At 61.8% G+C, this 16,641-nt stretch carries 16 protein-coding genes and 1 pseudogene; 7 read left to right on the top strand and 10 right to left on the bottom strand.

Annotated elements, in window-relative coordinates; genetic code table 11:
* Nucleotides 1-7: 7 nt before the first annotated feature.
* The gene (purD, locus tag NKI95_RS27245) at nt 8-1,285 is read left to right on the top strand and encodes a phosphoribosylamine--glycine ligase (RefSeq protein WP_352720599.1); all 1,278 of its coding nucleotides are present in this window, start codon (nt 8-10) and stop codon (nt 1,283-1,285) included.
* A 20-nt stretch (nt 1,286-1,305) separates the two neighbouring features.
* On the opposite strand, the gene NKI95_RS27240 is transcribed toward purD, so the two are convergent.
* The 3 genes from NKI95_RS27240 to NKI95_RS27230 form a co-directional block, all read right to left on the bottom strand.
* Nucleotides 1,306-2,412, bottom strand: a complete 1,107-nt coding sequence (locus NKI95_RS27240) for a glycoside hydrolase family 25 protein (protein ID WP_352720597.1) — start codon at nt 2,410-2,412, stop codon at nt 1,306-1,308.
* A 195-nt stretch (nt 2,413-2,607) separates the two neighbouring features.
* A complete protein-coding gene (locus NKI95_RS27235) occupies nt 2,608-3,111 on the bottom strand; it encodes a GNAT family N-acetyltransferase (RefSeq protein ID WP_352720595.1) in 504 nt (167 codons plus the stop codon).
* Complete coding sequence (locus tag NKI95_RS27230) at nt 3,108-3,395, bottom strand: type II toxin-antitoxin system TacA family antitoxin (protein ID WP_292664465.1); 288 nt, start codon at nt 3,393-3,395, stop codon at nt 3,108-3,110. The genes NKI95_RS27235 and NKI95_RS27230 overlap by 4 nt, the downstream gene beginning before the upstream one ends.
* 223 nt (nt 3,396-3,618) lie before the next feature.
* Here NKI95_RS27230 and NKI95_RS27225 point away from each other — a divergent pair, with 223 nt between their 5' ends.
* The gene (locus NKI95_RS27225; protein WP_352720593.1) at nt 3,619-5,382 is read left to right on the top strand and encodes an acyl-CoA dehydrogenase family protein; all 1,764 of its coding nucleotides are present in this window, start codon (nt 3,619-3,621) and stop codon (nt 5,380-5,382) included.
* A 53-nt stretch (nt 5,383-5,435) separates the two neighbouring features.
* Entirely contained in the window at nt 5,436-6,188 is a 753-nt protein-coding gene (locus NKI95_RS27220) for a crotonase/enoyl-CoA hydratase family protein (RefSeq protein WP_352720591.1), read from the top strand.
* 71 nt (nt 6,189-6,259) lie between these two features.
* On the opposite strand, the gene NKI95_RS27215 is transcribed toward NKI95_RS27220, so the two are convergent.
* The 3 genes and pseudogenes from NKI95_RS27215 to pdxH form a co-directional block, all read right to left on the bottom strand.
* Nucleotides 6,260-6,535 carry a hypothetical protein gene (locus NKI95_RS27215; RefSeq protein WP_023674100.1) on the bottom strand — a complete coding sequence of 92 codons (276 nt, stop codon included), beginning with the start codon at nt 6,533-6,535 and terminating at the stop codon, nt 6,260-6,262.
* A gap of 133 nt (nt 6,536-6,668) precedes the next feature.
* A pseudogene (locus tag NKI95_RS27210) lies at nt 6,669-6,913 on the bottom strand (CopG family ribbon-helix-helix protein).
* A 169-nt stretch (nt 6,914-7,082) separates the two neighbouring features.
* Nucleotides 7,083-7,700, bottom strand: a complete 618-nt coding sequence (gene pdxH, locus NKI95_RS27205; RefSeq protein WP_292663882.1) for a pyridoxamine 5'-phosphate oxidase — start codon at nt 7,698-7,700, stop codon at nt 7,083-7,085.
* A gap of 39 nt (nt 7,701-7,739) precedes the next feature.
* Here pdxH and NKI95_RS27200 point away from each other — a divergent pair, with 39 nt between their 5' ends.
* On the top strand, nt 7,740-8,201 hold the full coding sequence (locus NKI95_RS27200; RefSeq protein WP_352720589.1) for an RT0821/Lpp0805 family surface protein: 462 nt from the start codon (nt 7,740-7,742) through the stop codon (nt 8,199-8,201).
* A gap of 100 nt (nt 8,202-8,301) precedes the next feature.
* A complete protein-coding gene (locus NKI95_RS27195; protein WP_352720587.1) occupies nt 8,302-9,228 on the top strand; it encodes a DnaJ C-terminal domain-containing protein in 927 nt (308 codons plus the stop codon).
* A 140-nt stretch (nt 9,229-9,368) separates the two neighbouring features.
* Here the strand turns inward: NKI95_RS27195 and NKI95_RS27190 are convergent, their stop codons facing one another.
* The 4 genes from NKI95_RS27190 to NKI95_RS27175 form a co-directional block, all read right to left on the bottom strand.
* Nucleotides 9,369-10,070: an adenylate/guanylate cyclase domain-containing protein gene (locus NKI95_RS27190; RefSeq protein ID WP_352720585.1), complete on the bottom strand. Its 702-nt coding sequence runs from the start codon at nt 10,068-10,070 to the stop codon at nt 9,369-9,371.
* A 167-nt stretch (nt 10,071-10,237) separates the two neighbouring features.
* Nucleotides 10,238-11,782 carry a S8 family serine peptidase gene (locus tag NKI95_RS27185; protein ID WP_352720583.1) on the bottom strand — a complete coding sequence of 515 codons (1,545 nt, stop codon included), beginning with the start codon at nt 11,780-11,782 and terminating at the stop codon, nt 10,238-10,240.
* Between the two features lie 9 nt (nt 11,783-11,791).
* A complete protein-coding gene (locus tag NKI95_RS27180; RefSeq protein WP_352720581.1) occupies nt 11,792-12,814 on the bottom strand; it encodes a phosphatase PAP2 family protein in 1,023 nt (340 codons plus the stop codon).
* 83 nt (nt 12,815-12,897) lie between these two features.
* On the bottom strand, nt 12,898-14,478 hold the full coding sequence (locus tag NKI95_RS27175; RefSeq protein WP_352720579.1) for a hypothetical protein: 1,581 nt from the start codon (nt 14,476-14,478) through the stop codon (nt 12,898-12,900).
* Between the two features lie 556 nt (nt 14,479-15,034).
* On the opposite strand from NKI95_RS27175, the gene fabI reads away from it, so the two are divergent.
* On the top strand, nt 15,035-15,853 hold the full coding sequence (gene fabI / locus NKI95_RS27170) for an enoyl-ACP reductase FabI (protein ID WP_031211054.1): 819 nt from the start codon (nt 15,035-15,037) through the stop codon (nt 15,851-15,853).
* 31 nt (nt 15,854-15,884) lie between these two features.
* Entirely contained in the window at nt 15,885-16,472 is a 588-nt protein-coding gene (locus tag NKI95_RS27165; protein ID WP_352720577.1) for a histidine phosphatase family protein, read from the top strand.
* Nucleotides 16,473-16,641 lie beyond the last annotated feature (169 nt).

Here is a 16,641-nt window from a genome sequence, read left to right as displayed (position 1 = left end):
TCCAGGCATGCGTGTTTTGCTGATCGGCTCCGGCGGACGAGAACATGCGCTGGCCTGGAAGATGGCGGCGTCGCCGCTGCTGACCAAACTCTACGCGGCGCCCGGCAATCCGGGCATCGGCGGCGAAGCCGAGCTGGTGAGGCTCGATGTTTCGGATCATGCAGCGGTGGTCCGGTTTTGCCGCGAGAAAGAAATAGATCTCGTCGTGGTCGGCCCGGAAGGGCCGCTGGTTGCCGGCATTGCCGACGACCTTCGCGCCGAGGGCATCCGCGTCTTCGGCCCCTCAAAGGCAGCGGCGCGGCTGGAAGGCTCGAAGGGTTTTACCAAAGACCTCTGCGCCAGATACGGCATCCCGACCGCCGCCTATGGCCGCTTCGGCGATCTGGGTTCGGCCAAGGCCTATGTCGAGAAGACGGGTGCGCCGATCGTCATTAAGGCCGACGGTCTTGCTGCCGGCAAGGGTGTCACCGTCGCCATGACGCTTGACGAGGCGCTGGCCGCGCTGGACGCCTGTTTCGACGGCTCCTTCGGCCAGGCCGGCGCCGAAGTGGTGGTCGAAGAGTTTCTCAGCGGCGAGGAGGCAAGCTTCTTCTGCCTCTGCGACGGAACCACCGCGCTGCCCTTCGGCACCGCGCAGGACCACAAGCGCCTCAGTGACGGCGACACCGGCCCGAACACCGGCGGCATGGGCGCCTATTCGCCGGCGCCGGTGATGACGCCGGAGATGATCGACCGAACCATGCGCGAGATCGTCGAGCCGACCATGCGCGGCATGGCTGAAACAGGCGTACCGTTTTCCGGCGTGCTGTTCGCCGGACTGATGATATCGGACAAGGGCCCGAAGCTGATCGAATACAACACCCGTTTCGGCGACCCGGAATGCCAGGTGCTGATGATGCGGCTGAAGGACGATCTCCTGGTCCTGCTCAACGCCGCCGCCGACGGCCAGCTGGCACACACCTCGGTGCGCTGGCGCGACGAGGCGGCGCTCACCGTGGTGATGGCAGCCAGGGGTTATCCCGGCACGCCGGAAAAGGGCTCGGTCATTCGCGGCGTCGAGGCGGCAGCAGGTGGCGGCGTCGAGATATTTCATGCCGGCACCGCCATCAACGGCGGCGCACTCGTCGCCAATGGCGGTCGCGTGCTCAACATCACGGCGACAGGCCGAACCGTCGGCGAGGCGCAGAAGAAGGCCTACGCCGCGCTCGACCGGATCGACTGGCCGCAAGGCTTTTGCCGCCGCGACATTGGCTGGCTGGCAGTGGCGCGCGAGCAGTCGAACTGACGTTTAAGGCGGCCTCGACCTCAACGCAGGCGATTGTCGAATTCGGTCGAGACAGTGCTGACCGTATCGGCGGTGGGGGCAATTGCAGACACCGAGGCGGCACGCTTTTTTTCGTTTCGCGTCCAGGCGACATATTCGGCAATCCCGCGCGGAAGGCTCGGCACCGTCTTGGCCGCAGGCATTTGAAAGCCGCTGCTGAATTTGGCCAAGCGCGTTCTAAATACCGCGACCAGTTGCTCGAGGCTCGGGGGTGCTGCCACGGTGGCGTAGGTCATGGCAGTGCCGGCGAGCCCCGCCTCGCGTGAGAGCGGCACCGGTATCGAGGCGAGATAATCCGGCTGCACGTCGATCAGGCCGCCGAACGGCCACTGCGCGCGCAATTCCGTGGCGCTCATCGGCGCGACGCTGACGTCGATATCGTTGGGTGTGCCTGCGACCCGATAGGGACAGCGGAACCGGCCGCAATTTGCTCGCGCCGAAAACTGCCAGAGCGCATAACCCTGCCAGTTGCCCATTGGAAAATGCACGCCGATGTCTGGCTTGTAGCGCGCATACCACAGCGGCAGCCGGGACAGGAGCGGGTATTTATACTTGTTGTCGGCGATATGCCTGGCTGTCGTGCCGTTGGTGTAGAGCACTGGAAAGCGGCCAACCCGACGATGCACATGGCGCACGAATTCCTCGGCATCCTCGAGCGACATCCATTGGGTGGGATCATCGTCCTCGATGTCGAGGGCAAGCAGGTCATCCGGCCCGGGTTTCACGAAATTGATGAAATTATTGGCCTGTCCCACGGGGTTGCCGGGGCGGGCGAGATGATAGGCACCCCATTTCAGGCCCAGCGCCTTGGCCACCACCTTGCGCGTCTGGAACAGTTCCTGTGCCATCGCATGGCGCTTCCAAAGCGTCTTGCACAGCCGCATCTCGGTCTCGTCGCCGAAACAGAAATAGGGTGGCGGCATTCCGTCGGAAGCTTTGTTGATGAAACCGACAAGACGCTTGTCGGCGGCTAGCCGGGTCCAGTCGATGGAATTGTATTCGTAGGCATCGACGACCAGCGCCCGGTCCGCATCCTTCCACGGTTCGGAGAAATCCGAGGCCCTTGTCGGCGCCGGCGCCAGCGTCATCGTGGCCGCGACAAGGAGAAGCGCTAAGCGGATAAGAGGGTGCGCCGGCGTTTTCAAACAGCAGGTCCTTGCTGGCCAAAGCCCAATCCTGAGCCGCCATGGTTAAGGAAATGCTTCGGGTGCCGAGTGGGCGAGTTGGAGCGCTGGCGAAGCGACCCTTGGTGCTCCTCAAGAGCAAAGCGATGGTTGCGATTGTCAGCCAAATAGCTTCAACGCTGTTGCTATGGGCAGGAACAGTGATAGCGGGCGGCTCTGAAATGAGGTGAAGCCATGTTTGCGATAAAACGCCACCGCCTGGTCATCCGTTGCATCGACAATCAATGCGAAGGCTGCCGGGGATGCGCTAACGCTGCGTCTTAGCGCATCCACGATCAGCGCCGACCCGATCCGCTGCCCCTGGTATCGGGCATCGACGGCCAGCCTACCGACCAATATCGCAGGCAGGACTGGGTAGCGTGGTAGATGTCTTGTCTGTTCGTCAGGCAAGGACGCGATTGGTATGCTCGACGCCGCCAAAGTGTAATATCCGGCGATCGCGCCGCCATTGCGATCCACGGCAACGAAGCAATTGCAAACTCGGCGTTTGACATCTTGGCTGGCTTGCTCCCGGATGTAGCGGTCGAGCGCCGGTACCCCGCAGCTGAAAGCCTTGCGATCATGCAATCCGCCGAGCGGTTCGATAATGACGGCGAAAGTCACCGGGTTTCGACGACCAGCCGTTTGTGGGCGTCGGCAGCTTTGCGCAGTGCTTCATTGGGCTCGGGCGGATTGAGAATTGCCTCCATCATGGCGCGCTGATCCTCGACGGAAATACGCATGATGGTGGTGTTCTCGATGGTACGCTGAGCCGCCTCTTGAGCGGCAGCGACCACGAAGTCGCTGACGCTACGGCCCTGGATTTCGGCGGCGCGTTTCACCACGTCCAGAATATCCGGCGAAATACGAGCTTCGAGACGAGCGGTACGGGTCTGTTGGTTCGGCATTATCGTCACCCCTGATGGACGACTTGTACGGGAAATAGCCGTACAGATCAAGTGCGTGGTGCGACTTTGCGTAATTTCGCAGGCGAGCCAGCAACTGCAAAATCTGCGTGACAAAAGTTGACGTTTACGTAAAAAGAAGATGGGCAGGGAATTCCAAAAGCAGATGGTTTTGCATCGGCACGGGTCTTAAGTTGATCCGCTGGACTGAGGAGGAGCGAGCGCGATGTATCGGGCACCGGTCGAGGAAATCGCCTTCACCCTGAAGCATGTCGCTGGCTTGAAGGCGGCGCTCGATGCCGGCACCTTTGGCGAACTCGGCGAGGACCTCGTCGACGCCATTCTGGCCGAAGCTGGCCGTTTCGCCAGCGAGGAGGTGGCGCCGCTCTACAAGGTCGGCGACCAGCACGGCGCGGTGCTCAACGGCGCTGCCGTCACTACCCCGCCCGGCTGGAAGGAACTTTATCGCCGCTGGATCGGCGGCGGCTGGAATGCGCTGTCCGCGCCGGAAGCTTATGGCGGCCAGGCGCTTCCGGCCATGCTCGGCGTCGCCGCGCTCGAAATGTGGAACTCCGCCTCGATGGCGTTCGGCATCGCCCCGACGCTGACCATGGGCGCGGTCGAAGCACTCGACAAGCATGGCTCGCAGGCACTCAAGGCCAAATATCTGGAAAAGCTGGTCTCCGGCGAATGGATGGGCACCATGAACCTGACCGAGCCGCAGGCAGGCTCGGACCTGAATGCCTTGCGAACCCGCGCCGAACCGGCCGGCGACGGCACCTACCGCATCTTCGGGCAAAAGATATTCATCACCTATGGCGAGCACGATTTCACCGACAACATCATCCATCTGGTGCTGGCGCGGCTGCCGGACGCGCCGCCCGGCACGCGCGGCCTGTCGCTGTTCCTGGTGCCGAAATTCCTGGTCGGCGACGACGGCGCGCTGGGCGCACGCAACGACGTCTTCTGCTCGGGGCTGGAGCACAAACTGGGCATCCACGCTTCGCCGACCTGCACCATGATCTATGGCGACGGCTTCGAAGGCAGCAGGCCCGGCGCGATCGGCTGGCTGGTCGGCGAGGAGAACAAGGGCCTCGCCTGCATGTTCACCATGATGAACAATGCGCGCCTTGCCGTCGGCATGCAGGGCGTGGCGGTCGCCGAGGCGGCGATGCAGAAGGCGCTCGCCTATGCAAACGACCGCCGGCAAGGCAAGGCGGCGAGCTATCGCGGTGCCGGCATGGCGCCGATCGTGCATCACCCCGACATCCAGCGCAGTCTTCTGACCATGAAGGCGCTGACCCAGATTGCCCGCGCCATCTGCTATTCCTGCGCCCACGCCATCGATCTTGCGTCGCACAGCGAAGATGCAAAGCACTGGCAGGAGCGCGCCAATCTGTTGACCCCGCTGGCCAAGGCCTTTTCGACCGATGTCGGCGTCGAGGTCGCCTCGCTTGGGCTGCAGGTGCATGGCGGCATGGGGTTCATCGAGGAGACAGGGGCCGCAGCGCTTTATCGCGACGCGCGCATCGCGCCCATTTACGAAGGCACCAATGGCATCCAGGCGATCGATCTGGTGACGCGCAAGCTGCCGCTCGGCGGCGGCCGGCATGTGCATGGCTACATCGCCGAACTCAAGGCCGCCGCCAATGCGGTGCGAGCGTCGAACCTTGAAGGCTTCGGCCGCACCGCCGATCGCCTCGACCAGGCGCTCGACGACCTGTCACAGGCGAGCCGTTTCCTGCAAGACCTGCAGGCCGAAGGCCGTTCGGACGAGGCGCTGGCCGGCGCCACACCTTATCTCAGGCTGATCTCGCTTGCCGCTGGCGGGGCCTATCTGGCGTGCGGCGCGCTTGCCGACCAAAACCGCATCGCGCTGTGCCGCTTCTTCGCCGAGAACCTGCTTGGCGAGGTGGGCGCGCTGAAGGAGCGCGTCATCGGCGGCGCCGACAGCCTTGCCGTTGCCGGCAAGGCGCTGATTTCAGTCTGACGTTCGCACGCGCCGAAATTCACAAAGGCCCGAAATTCACAAAGGACGAATCCGTGACAGACCACATCCTCGTCGAGCGCCAGGGCGCCATCCAGATCATCCGCATCAACCGTCCGGACAAGAAGAACGCCCTGACCCGCGCCATGTACGCGACGATGTCGGCGGCTCTTGCCGGCGGCGACGCCGATCCGGCGATCCGTGTTCATGTCTTTCTCGGCGTGCCCGGTGCCTTCTCGTCCGGCAACGACCTTGCCGATTTCATGGTCGTCGCCTCGGGCGGCGAAGGCGGTTCCGAGGTCTGGGATTTCCTGATGGCGCTGGCCAAGGTGGAAAAGCCGATGGTTTCCGGCGTCGACGGCATTGCGGTCGGTATCGGCACCACGCTCAACCTGCATTGCGACCTGACCTTCGCCACGCCGCGCACAATATTCCGGACGCCCTTCGTCGATCTCGGCCTTGTGCCGGAGGCCGGTTCGAGCCTGCTCGCGCCGCAGATCCTCGGCCGCCAAGGCGCCTTCGCGCTGCTTGGCCTCGGCGAGGGCTTTTCGGCCGAGCGGGCGAAGGCCGCCGGGCTGATCTACGAGGTGGTCGAGGAGGGGGAACTCGAAGCATCGGTGTTGGCGGCGGCGGGCCAGATCGCCGCCAAGCCGCCGCAAGCGCTGAAGATAGCGCGCGACCTGATGCGCGGCTCGCGCGACGCCCTTGTCGAGCGCATCGGCCAGGAAAGCCAGCATTTCCGCGAGCGGCTCAAATCCGACGAGGCCCGCGCAGCCTTGACGGCCTTCATGACCAGGAAAAAGGCCTAGACCTTCTGGCCTTGTCTCGCATCGTGGACCCGCCGGCAACAACCGGCGGGTTTCTTGCCACGATCTCTTTGTCACATCGCCATTTTTTTACATTCGGCCTGGGCCTTTGCCGAAGACGTGTCGATCATGAATGTCTTGCCTTTGGCGTCGGTCATCAACATCATGCAATGCTTGATCGGTTTCGCCATTTTCATCATTTCGGCGCTCATCTTCGCGTCGGGCATCATAGTGCCCATATGCCCATCGGGCATGATCGCCATGACCTCCCCACCCTTCATCACCGTCATTGTCCCCATCGCGTCCTCCGCAAAGGCTTGCGAAGCGAAAAGGCAGGCAAGACCGGCCATCGTGACCAACCTGAGTGAATGCATTGCTTCCTCCTGAATTTGCGCCAGCGGCGCGTTGAGCCCTTTCCTGGTTCGTTGCGGCAAGCTGGAACGTTTCACGCACACGAGATCGTGATAGTGGGAATTGGGTGGCTTATGCCTGGCGGGTGGACTTTACGTATTTCCCGACAACCGCCTTCACCTCGCCGGCACTGGCAAAATCGCCGCGCGAGGCGTCAGCCAATCCTGCCTCGACCTCGGCGAGTTGCCATTCTTCACTGGCTACAAAATCCTCGATGGCCTGCGCAGCCACATAGGAGCACGAGCGGTCGAGCTTTCTGCAAGCTGGCCTAACCTGTCTGCAGTTTCGTCTGGAACGCGCACGGTAAAAGCGGTCATGGTCACATTCTTCTGGTTCACTATGATGAGTGTGAACCAAAGTGGTTCGTCAAGAACCACTCAACCGTCACCGGTGCTCGGTCGCGATCCGGATGCCGAGCCCGATCAGCACCATTCCAGTCACGCCCTCGATGCCGCGGCGGATCGGCGGCCGGCGCGGCATCGTTTTCTACGGATAAAGCCTCACCTTGTCCCAGCCGCCCTCGGCGTTGCGCGAAAAGACGACACGGTCGTGCAGCCGGAACGGACGGTCGTGCCAGAACTCGATGGTCTGCGGCACGATGCGGAAGCCCGACCAGTGTTTTGGCCGCGGAATGTCGCCGATCGCGTGGCGCGCCGTATATTCGGCAACCGCCTTTTCCAGCGCGAAGCGGCTTTCCAGCGGCCGCGACTGTTTGGAGGCCCAGGCGCCGATGCGGCTGCCGCGCGGGCGGGTCGCGTAATAGGCATCGGCTTCGGCGTCGGTGACGATCTCCACCGGGCCGCGCGCCCGCACCTGCCGGCGCAGAGATTTCCAGTGGAAGCACATCGCCGCTTTCATGCTGCCCAGGATCTCGCGGCCCTTGGCGCTCTCGAAATTCGTGTAGAAGACGAAGCCGCCCTCATCGAAGCCCTTGAGCAGCACCATGCGCACGTTCGGCATGCCCTCGGCATCGACCGTCGCCAGCGCCACGCTGTTGGGGTCGTTGATCTCGCTCTTCGTCGCGTCGTCGAGCCACGCCGCAAAAAGCCGGAACGGCTCCGCCGCCTCGGTAAAGTCACCGCTTGTTAACCCGGTTTCGCTCATAGTTTTCCCAAATTTGTCGCCGGCTGGGGAGATTGCCGATTGTCGCGTATCGCGCAAGCTTTTGACAGTGGGCAATGGAGCGTTATCGCTTCGGCCAGCGCCAAAGCCATGATCGTGATAATCGTCCTGCCGCTTGTCGCCTGTGGCGGTGGCGGCTTCAGCCTGGAACAGGCGGAGGTCGACCGCTCGGTGCTGACCTCGAGCACGCCGGCCTCGGTCACGCCGCTCGATCAGGACCGCGCTTCCGACCAGGCCACGATCCGCAACGCCGTGTCCTCCGCCGACGTCGAGCAACTGGCCGGGCAGGCCGTTCCCTGGGCGAATGCCGACACCGGCTCACGCGGCTCCATCACCGAGCTCGCAGAATTCAGAGCTAACGGCGAGACATGCCGTCGCTTCACAGCGTCGCGCGAAAGCTTCGACGGCGTCGCGCTGTTCAAAGGCGAAGTATGCCTGGTCGGTGGCAGCGCCTGGCGAATGCAGGACTTCAAGGCGCTCTGATTTTCCTTCGCCGATGTGGCGGTAACCCACTGGAATTTCTTCCTATGCAAGCGCATATAGGAGGCGATCATGGTTCCACTCCTTCTCCAGGGCAGTAAGCATGCGCGACCCCTATGAGGTGCTGGGCGTTGCCAAGAACGCATCGGCCAAGGACATAAAATCGGCGTACCGGAAGCTCGCCAAGAAGTATCATCCGGACCAGAACCCGGATCCCAAGGCAAAGGAGCGTTTTGCCGCCGCCAACCAGGCTTACGAGATCGTCGGCGACGAGAAGAACCGGGCGGCTTTCGATCGCGGTGAGATCGATGCCGAAGGCAAACCGCGGTTCCAGGGGTTCGAAGGCGCGACTGGCGGCGCCGATCCTTTCGCCGGTTTCCGCCGGCAGCAAGGGCCGGGCGGCGCGCATTTCGAATTCCGCACGGGCCGTCCCGGCGGTGATCCGTTCGACGGCAACAGCGACATCTTCAGCCAGATCTTCGGCGATGCTTTCACCCAGCAGCGCGGCGCCGGCACGGGCGGCCGCCGTCAGGCCTCGACCGCCGCCGATCTGAACGTGACGCTGGACGTCACCATCGAGGAAGCCGCCACCGCGGAGAAGGTGACGGCGATGTTCCCCGACGGCCGCAAGATGGCGGTCAAGCTGCCGGCCTATGTCGAGGACGGCCAGACCATCCGCCTGAAAGGCCAGGGTGAGCAAGGGCCGGGGCAGCCGGGCGATGCACTGGTCAAGATCCGCTTTCGCCGGCACCCTCGCTACCGCGTCGAGGGCCGCGACCTGCATGTCGACCTGCCGGTGGAACTGGCCGATGCGGTGCATGGCGCCAAGGTGGCGGTCGAAACCCCGACCGGCAGGATTGCGGTCAATGTCCCCCCTTGGTCGAGCTCGGACAAGGTTCTGCGGCTGAAGGGCAGGGGCCTGCCGGAAAAGGCCGGCGGTCACGGCGACCTCTACGCGCATGTGCGGCTGATGCTGCCGGAAGGCGGCGACACCGAGCTCGAGGCGCTGATGCGCCGGCGAAAGGGCTGACGGTCGAAAAGGCCAGCGCTTGATACCGCGTGCGAAAAGCGGGCATGAGTGGTTTCATGCCGTCGATTATCGACAGGAAACGAGCAACCAGCGCCAGGAGCCGCTATTTGGCCGAAGTAGGTTCAACGTCAGCTAACGCCTCAAAGGCCGACATTTGCACGCGCCATAGTTCTGCTTCGCGAACACGGCCGACGCCAGTCGACCGACTGGCGATGAGCCAGTTCGGCGGGGGTTAGCCGCACAAGCTTGTAGGGGTCGATCGATGCAGTCGCCATGCCAGCAAGGTGGAGGGTCGCACCGCTGACCATCACCAGCGCGTCGACGCCTGCGCCATTCTCCCTCTTGCCAGCCTGCTCGACGTGGCGGGCGAAATTTACCTCCGAGCCGACCAGAAAAGAGAAATCCCACTGGCGATCGTTGACGAACATCACCTCGCCGGAGTGTAGGCCGATCCTGATGCGGCGCGACAGGGAGCCCATTGAGCGCTTCCAAGCGTTGCCGAGCGAGATTTCCGGTACCAGTTCCGCGACGGCGGCCAGCGCCTTTAGCGCCGTTTCGCTGGGCGTCATTTCGCTCCCCAGCCAGAGAGCTAGCACGCCGTCGCCTGTAAAGTTTTGGACGATCCCCCCTTGGGCCACCACGACCTGGCGGGTCAACGTGAAGTGCTCGATCATGAACCGCGTGGTTTCGACCAGGCCAAGCGCGCTCGCCAAGCCGGTCGAGTCCTCCACGTCGGTAAACATGATCGTGGCGATGGCGCGCTGGAATTTCGTTTCACCCATGCCGAATGACGGGAGCACGCGGTCAGTCTGTGAATTCGTATAGGCAGTGATCGGATGCATTGGAGTCCGGTCCCCGAGCGGTTTCAAACGTCGCTCGAATATGACTGGACGGCGTAGGCGGATCGTAAGCCCGCCGTGGCGGGCACGTCAGAATTACGTCAGAAATCCATTCGGGCCCTGCTTTAGCGGCTTGCAGCCGACCTTTTTAGTCAAATTCGGCGGGACCCTCAGCTCAGCAACTTACGGAGGTCAAGCAGCCCCGCTCCAAACTGCTGATCGAACGAAGGCACCCTTCTCTCGCAATTAGGGCTGTCCGGTAGAATCGGAACGTCAGCTTTTTCAAGCCAAGCCCATGAAACCTCCTTTGCGCCCGACTGGCTCATCTTCGCCTTAACCTCTATGCCGTTGAGCGGCCTACCGGTGGAGCGATGTTTCGACTGCAACAAAGCGGCTGCTCCCGCGACGATGGCCGAGGCTGCAGATGTTCCGCCAAATACCGTGTAGAGCCCGGCGCGGTCTCTGCTTTCGACGCCCGGTGGCTGGATCCCTTCCAGCTGTCCGCCGGAATAGCCGTGGTGGCCCGGGATGTCGGTGGTGAGCACGCCCTGTGGCGCGTATTCAACCTGGGGGAGCTTCTCGTAGATCTCGAAATTGTGGTCACGTGAACGCGGCGACTCCCTGTCCAGTCGTATTTGGCAGCGCGTAAACACCTCCTGGTCGTCGGACGGCGCGGAAATGGTGACGGAATTGTCGGTCGGATCGCCGCTGTAGTTGGAATATGCTGAACGTCTCGCCAGATAGGTGGCGGCCGCCACCGCAACCACGCCGTTGCTTTCGCCCGCCTTGCTCGCCGGGTAAATCAGATGGTCGTAGCCATTGTTGCCGGCTGCGCAGATGATGGGGATTTCCTCGCTGATCGCCTCGAAAACCTTCTCGAAATAATCCCAAATTGGCTTTGCCTGTTCGACCGAAGTATATCTGCTGTCGCCATATCCAGAATAGGAACGGTGCGCTCGCCATGGATCGGGTACTTCCCGGGGAAAGTGTATGACTGAAACCTTCTGGTCGCGGGCATAGAGGAACGCCAGAATGAGCTGCGCTGCGTCGGGCCGTGCTGAAATCTCGATCGGCAGGAGTTCAGCGCCTGGGGCGACCCCCCAATAAGGTATTGCGCCTTCACCGTTGCTAAATTGCCTCAACTTCGCGGGCGAGGCCGCAGGGGCGCCGACCATCAGCCCAGCGCAGGCGGTCCCGTGCGCTGAGTAGCGCATACGCGAGGTCTCAGCAGTCTCCTGAATTACGCCGCGCCCATCTTTCAGTGCTCGAAGCAGCGATTTCTGAACCTCGACTTCCTGCGCATTGTTTCTCGATTTGATCAGGCCTGCCGCCCATGCCCAGGTATCGTCGCTCACAAAGCTCTTGCTCTGCTTTTTTTCCGGCCCTCGCAAGACGGGCGGTTGCTTGGGTGTGACGTAACTCAACCCGAAAGGGTGAGCGGCGAAGCTGACCGCAGCGCGGATACGAGGCTCGAGATTGGGATGGCTTGAGTTCACCCCCGTATCGATCTGGGCAATGACCTCGCCGTAACCGGGCTTGTCAGTACCCAACAAATCCCAGGCGTCGGCCTCCAGCAGGTATGCGGCCTCGTGCGGCAACCGCGCTTCAGGGATGCGCGGACGATCACGTAAGGCGCCGATTGCGATCAGGTGCCACAGGTAGTGATACCAGTCATAACAAAGATGGCCTTCGCCCTTCTTGATGTCGTCCGTCATGGCACCTACCTACCATTCGCTCTGGGCGCGTCGGATCGTTTCATCCATCGCGTCCACCAAATACGGAGAAATGCGCGCAGCCAGTTCCTCGCCGGCATCGGTGTCGCTGGCGTAGTGCAGCCCGGCCCATTCCCTATTCTCGGCCACCCGGCGGGCGCGCTCATAAAGCGCGGTTACGCCGGCGTGCTCGGGCAACATCCGTTGCAGAACGTTCGCCACCGCAAATGACTGAAATGAATGGTTGGACGGGTAGGAAGCGTGCGAAGGAACCGGAAGCGCCGGCCGCAGCCTCGGCTCAATGATGTTGGGCCGTGGCCGATTGAATCGATCTTTGTAGTTGAGCCCGATCTCCTCCGTGAGTTCAAGGATCGCAACAATCAATGCGCATGTCCCCTCGAAGCCCGCGAGAGTGTCTATTCCGAGCGGTGCCGTGTAGTCCAAAATCCCGAACGATGCCTGGCGGACGATCTCCTCGCGCCGCAGCGGGTCACCTTCCCTCCTCTTCTGCAGATCGATAAGCGCTTCTGTCTCCCTGAGGCTCTCTGAAGGTCCGGGCGGGGGATCGATAAGAATGTCCTCCCAGATCGCGCCGAGATATTTGTTGGCGACGCTTAGTCCGATCCTGTGCAAGGCGCGCTTGTCATGCCACGCCGGCAAAGCCTCCTCGCCAGTTTCGAAAGCCGTTTGCCCCCTGCCGCGTCCCCGTCCTCGTCCGCGCCCTCTGCCCCTGCCTCGACCTCGACCTGCGCTCGGCCCCGCCCGGAAGGCTGGCGAAAGGCGCATGACACCCTCCACAGGGTCATCAGAAATCGTTATCACGATCTGCTCTTCTTGAATCGACAGAAGGCTGCTCTTGGTCATCATAGACACGAAAGGATGCAGTTTTTCGCCGCCTTTATTTTTGATGTATTCCTCAAGAGATTTTTCAGGTTTTGCGTCACCCAATATCAGTGGATATTGCCTTATGTCCGATCCACTGACTAAGAAGCGGGCGTTAAACAACTTGTTATTAAGATCAATTATCGACATCATGTCCACCCTCAACTAAAGCTTCTAATTCGATCCGCGCCAAACTGGTGGTCGGAGCCTCGACGTGACGCCTGCGGTGCGCAACGCTAGGGTGCGTACCTTGGCAGCGTTATCCGCGACAGCCCGCTCTTGATAACCGAAACTCCGAGTACGCCTGCAATTGGATAATTCTCCTCTGAAAGCAGCTCGAGCGAGAAATCCGGCTCCCAGGCGCGCAAGCGTTCGACAGTTCGAACTGCTTCCACAGTCTGCCCCAGATGCCCGTGGCAGGCAGCCGAGTATCTCAAAGCGGGTAGGTATGTGGGTTGCTGCGCAAGGACACGCTCGCCGTGACGTATCCCCTCCTCGAAGCGCCCGTTCAGAGTTGCCAAGATGCAGCACGTGGTATCGATGCAGTAACGATACAGGGGAGGCCCGCCCAGTGCACGTGCGCGCATCGCATCCTCATAGCCACGCGTCACCTCGCCGAGATAGCCGAGCGTCAAGGCACGCATGTCCCAGCAAATGGCTTGTAGCGGGTTAGCGGCTATCGCTCGATCGGCGAGTTCCAGTGCCTGTGCGTATTCACGAAAGACGAACGAATGGGCATGAGCGGCCATCGCCAGGGTGATAGGATTGAAGGGGGCCACTTCGACGGCGCGACTGGCGCATTCCCGAACCTGATCGTGAAAGGTGTCCGAGCGGCCGACCCGTCTCTCGCCAAAGCGGGTGACAAACACAAACAGCTGCCACCCCAGATACGTGCTACGCGGGTCGAGCTCATATGCTTCAGCGAGCATGCGCTCCGCCGAATCTAGGTCCGTATCGCGCATGCGGAATACCTGTCGCAGCGCTGTCAATGCAAGCCGAGACGCCCGGTGTCGGGGCTCGTCGCGGATGGACTTAGGATCGAGAACGAATTCGAGGATCGAAAATACGATCTGATTGACCAAGGACATCAGCTTCAGGCTCGTCGGGCCAGTCAGGTCGGCCAGCTCGAGAAAATCCGTATGCGACCACAAGAGCCGGCTGTCACCGGGCGCAATCAATGCAAATGTCAGGCCCACGCTGTCGCCCATCACCGTTGCCCTGGTTTGCAACAGCCAGTCTGGTAGCGCAGTGTCAGGCGCTTGGGTCAGCGGTCCCTGCGCTTGAAAATCCACGACGTCGACCACTTCGAAATTCAGGATCGATCGAACCACCAGATCCAGGACGAGGTCGCTGACGGCCCTGTTAGCGGAGCCCTCCGTCCACCTGGCATCGCGAAGCAGGCCCAAGCATAGCCGCGACGAATTCAGAAGTGAGGCGCTTCGCTGTCCGGACAACTGATCTGCCGCGGCAACAGGAGAGACGTTTGCTGTCACTGTGCGTGGCCGGGGCCATTGGCTTCTTTGCTCACGAAGCCAATCCTCGAACTCTGGATCGCGAATATCGAGGCCCTCAAGCAGATCACGCGTGGCAGAGCCTTCGGGCGGATCGTTCAAATCGATGCCGATCGAAGCGACGTCGAGTCGAACCACATCACGATCGGTCGAGATTAGATCAAGGCCGGCGCTGCGGAGCGACTTCCGAACCTCGGACAGTTCCTGCCGCAAGCTTGCTGCACCCTGCTCCTCGCCGCGAGTGCTCCAGAGCTTGCTTTGCAGCCATTTTCGGCTCCGCGTACCGTTGGGTGCCAGAGCGAGCATGGCCAAGAGCGCTTTAGACCGTCTGCCATGCGGCGTGACGTCCGCGCCGTCCGCGCTCTCAATCGCGAATGGCCCAATCAATCTAAGGAAAGGATGGCCATCCGAGTACACTAGCGGCCCCTCGCGTCCCCGTACGCTAATATGTCATCCACTAATATAAGTCTATCTGTAATTCTCGGCTTCCGTAAGGTCAAACCTACACGTGGCAAAGGATTCGAGACGGGATTTCTGCTGTGACGGAAGGACTCGGTAGCGACACCAGCGGTCGTTCGATGTAAGCGGTCCCATTGTCTGAGTTGGGTCATGAGCGTGACTTCGGCCACGGGCCAAAGGGTCATCTTCGGCCGTGCCACACCGATACCAAGTGTCCGATCTTTCCACTGGCCCACGACTGCAAGGTCAACGTGCTACAGCATTCTTTGCGCGTCCAAAGGATGCGCGGCTCTGTAGACCAGCGGCTTTGTCCCCCGAACTGTCCGCTTTGAACGCTTGAAGGGGCACTGTGGCTGTGCGATAGGCACTCCACAACGTAGAGAACCTTGCGGAGAGCGCTGACATGGCGGGTGGACGGGGCCTTATGGCCGGCAAGCGCGGCCTTATCCTTGGCATCGCCAACAATCGCTCGATCGCTTACGGCATCGCCAAGGCCTGTGTCGACCACGGCGCCGAGATCGCGCTGACCTATCAGGGCGAGGCGTTCAAGAAACGCGTCGAGCCGCTTGCGGCCGAACTGGGCGCGCATGTCGCCGGCCATTGCGACGTGACCGACCCGGCCAGCCTCGATGCGGTGTTCGCCGATATCGCCAGCCATTGGGGCAAGCTCGATTTCCTCGTCCACGCCATCGCCTTTTCCGACAAGGACGAGCTGACCGGTCGCTATGTCGAGACGACGCGCGACAATTTCCTGCGTACCATGGATATTTCGGTCTATTCCTTCACGACCATCGCCAAACGTGCCGAGGCGCTGATGACCGACGGCGGCTCGCTGCTGACGCTGACCTATTACGGCGCGGAAAAGGTAATGCCGCACTACAACGTCATGGGTGTCGCCAAGGCGGCGCTCGAAGCCAGCGTGCGCTATCTGGCCGTCGATCTCGGCGCCAAGAAGATCCGTGTCAACGCGATCTCCGCCGGCCCGATCAAGACGCTTGCCGCATCCGGCATCGGCGACTTCCGCTACATCCTGAAGTGGAACGAATACAATTCGCCGTTGAAGCAGACGGTCACGCAGGAGGAAGTTGGCGATTCCGGCGTCTATTTCCTGTCCGACCTTTCGCGCGGCGTCACCGGCGAGATCCATCATGTCGATTCCGGCTATCATGTCGTCGGCATGAAGGCGGTCGACGCGCCGGATATTTCGACGGTCAAGGACTGACGCCACCGCCTGATCTCTTCCGGAAGACCTGATGTACCCGCTCGTCTATATCGTGCGCCACGGCCAGACGGCGTGGAACGCCGAGGCCCGGCTGCAGGGGCAGGCCGATACCGACCTCAACGAGCTTGGCCGCGAGCAGGCTAGCCGCAACGGGCGTAGGCTGGCCGACCTCATCGACAAGCCCGAAGATTTCGACTTTGTTGCCAGCCCAATGCGGCGCACGCGCGAGACGATGGAGCGCCTGCGCGCGGCGATGAAGCTCGATCCGCATGCCTATCGTACCGAGCCGCTGCTCGTAGAATTGAGCTTTGGCGACTGGCAGGGTTTCACCTTTGCCGAACTCGAGGCGAACAATCCCGGTTCAACCAGGCAACGCCGCCTCGACAAATGGAATTTCCAGCCGCCCGGCGAGGGCGCCGAAAGCTATCAGATGCTGCTCGAACGGGTGAAGCCGTGGTTCGACGCGCTCGATCGCCAGACGGTCTGCGTGACCCATGGCGGCGTCATGCGCGCGCTGTTCCGCTTCGTGCTGGGGATGTCCGAACAAGATGCGGTCAGCATGGAAGTGCCGCAGGACCGCGTGCTCAGGCTGGACGGCCGGCGCCTGGAGTGGCTTTGAGGGGTCAAACTCTCAACGATCAGCCCCTTCTCAGGCATTGAAGGCAGTCGGGACGATGCAAGGTGACCCGACTTCCAGATGGCGAGCCGCGAATAGCCGCTTCGCGCCTAAAGTCGGACATTTAAGCGCAATTAGGGACTGCCAGAAAGCAGACGTTGCGCACGAATCC

This window comes from Mesorhizobium sp. M0306 (assembly GCF_040321655.1).
Classification (GTDB): Bacteria; Pseudomonadota; Alphaproteobacteria; order Rhizobiales; family Rhizobiaceae; genus Mesorhizobium.
Note: the sequence above shows the minus strand (reverse complement) of the source record. Positions and strands in the feature narration are given on the sequence as shown.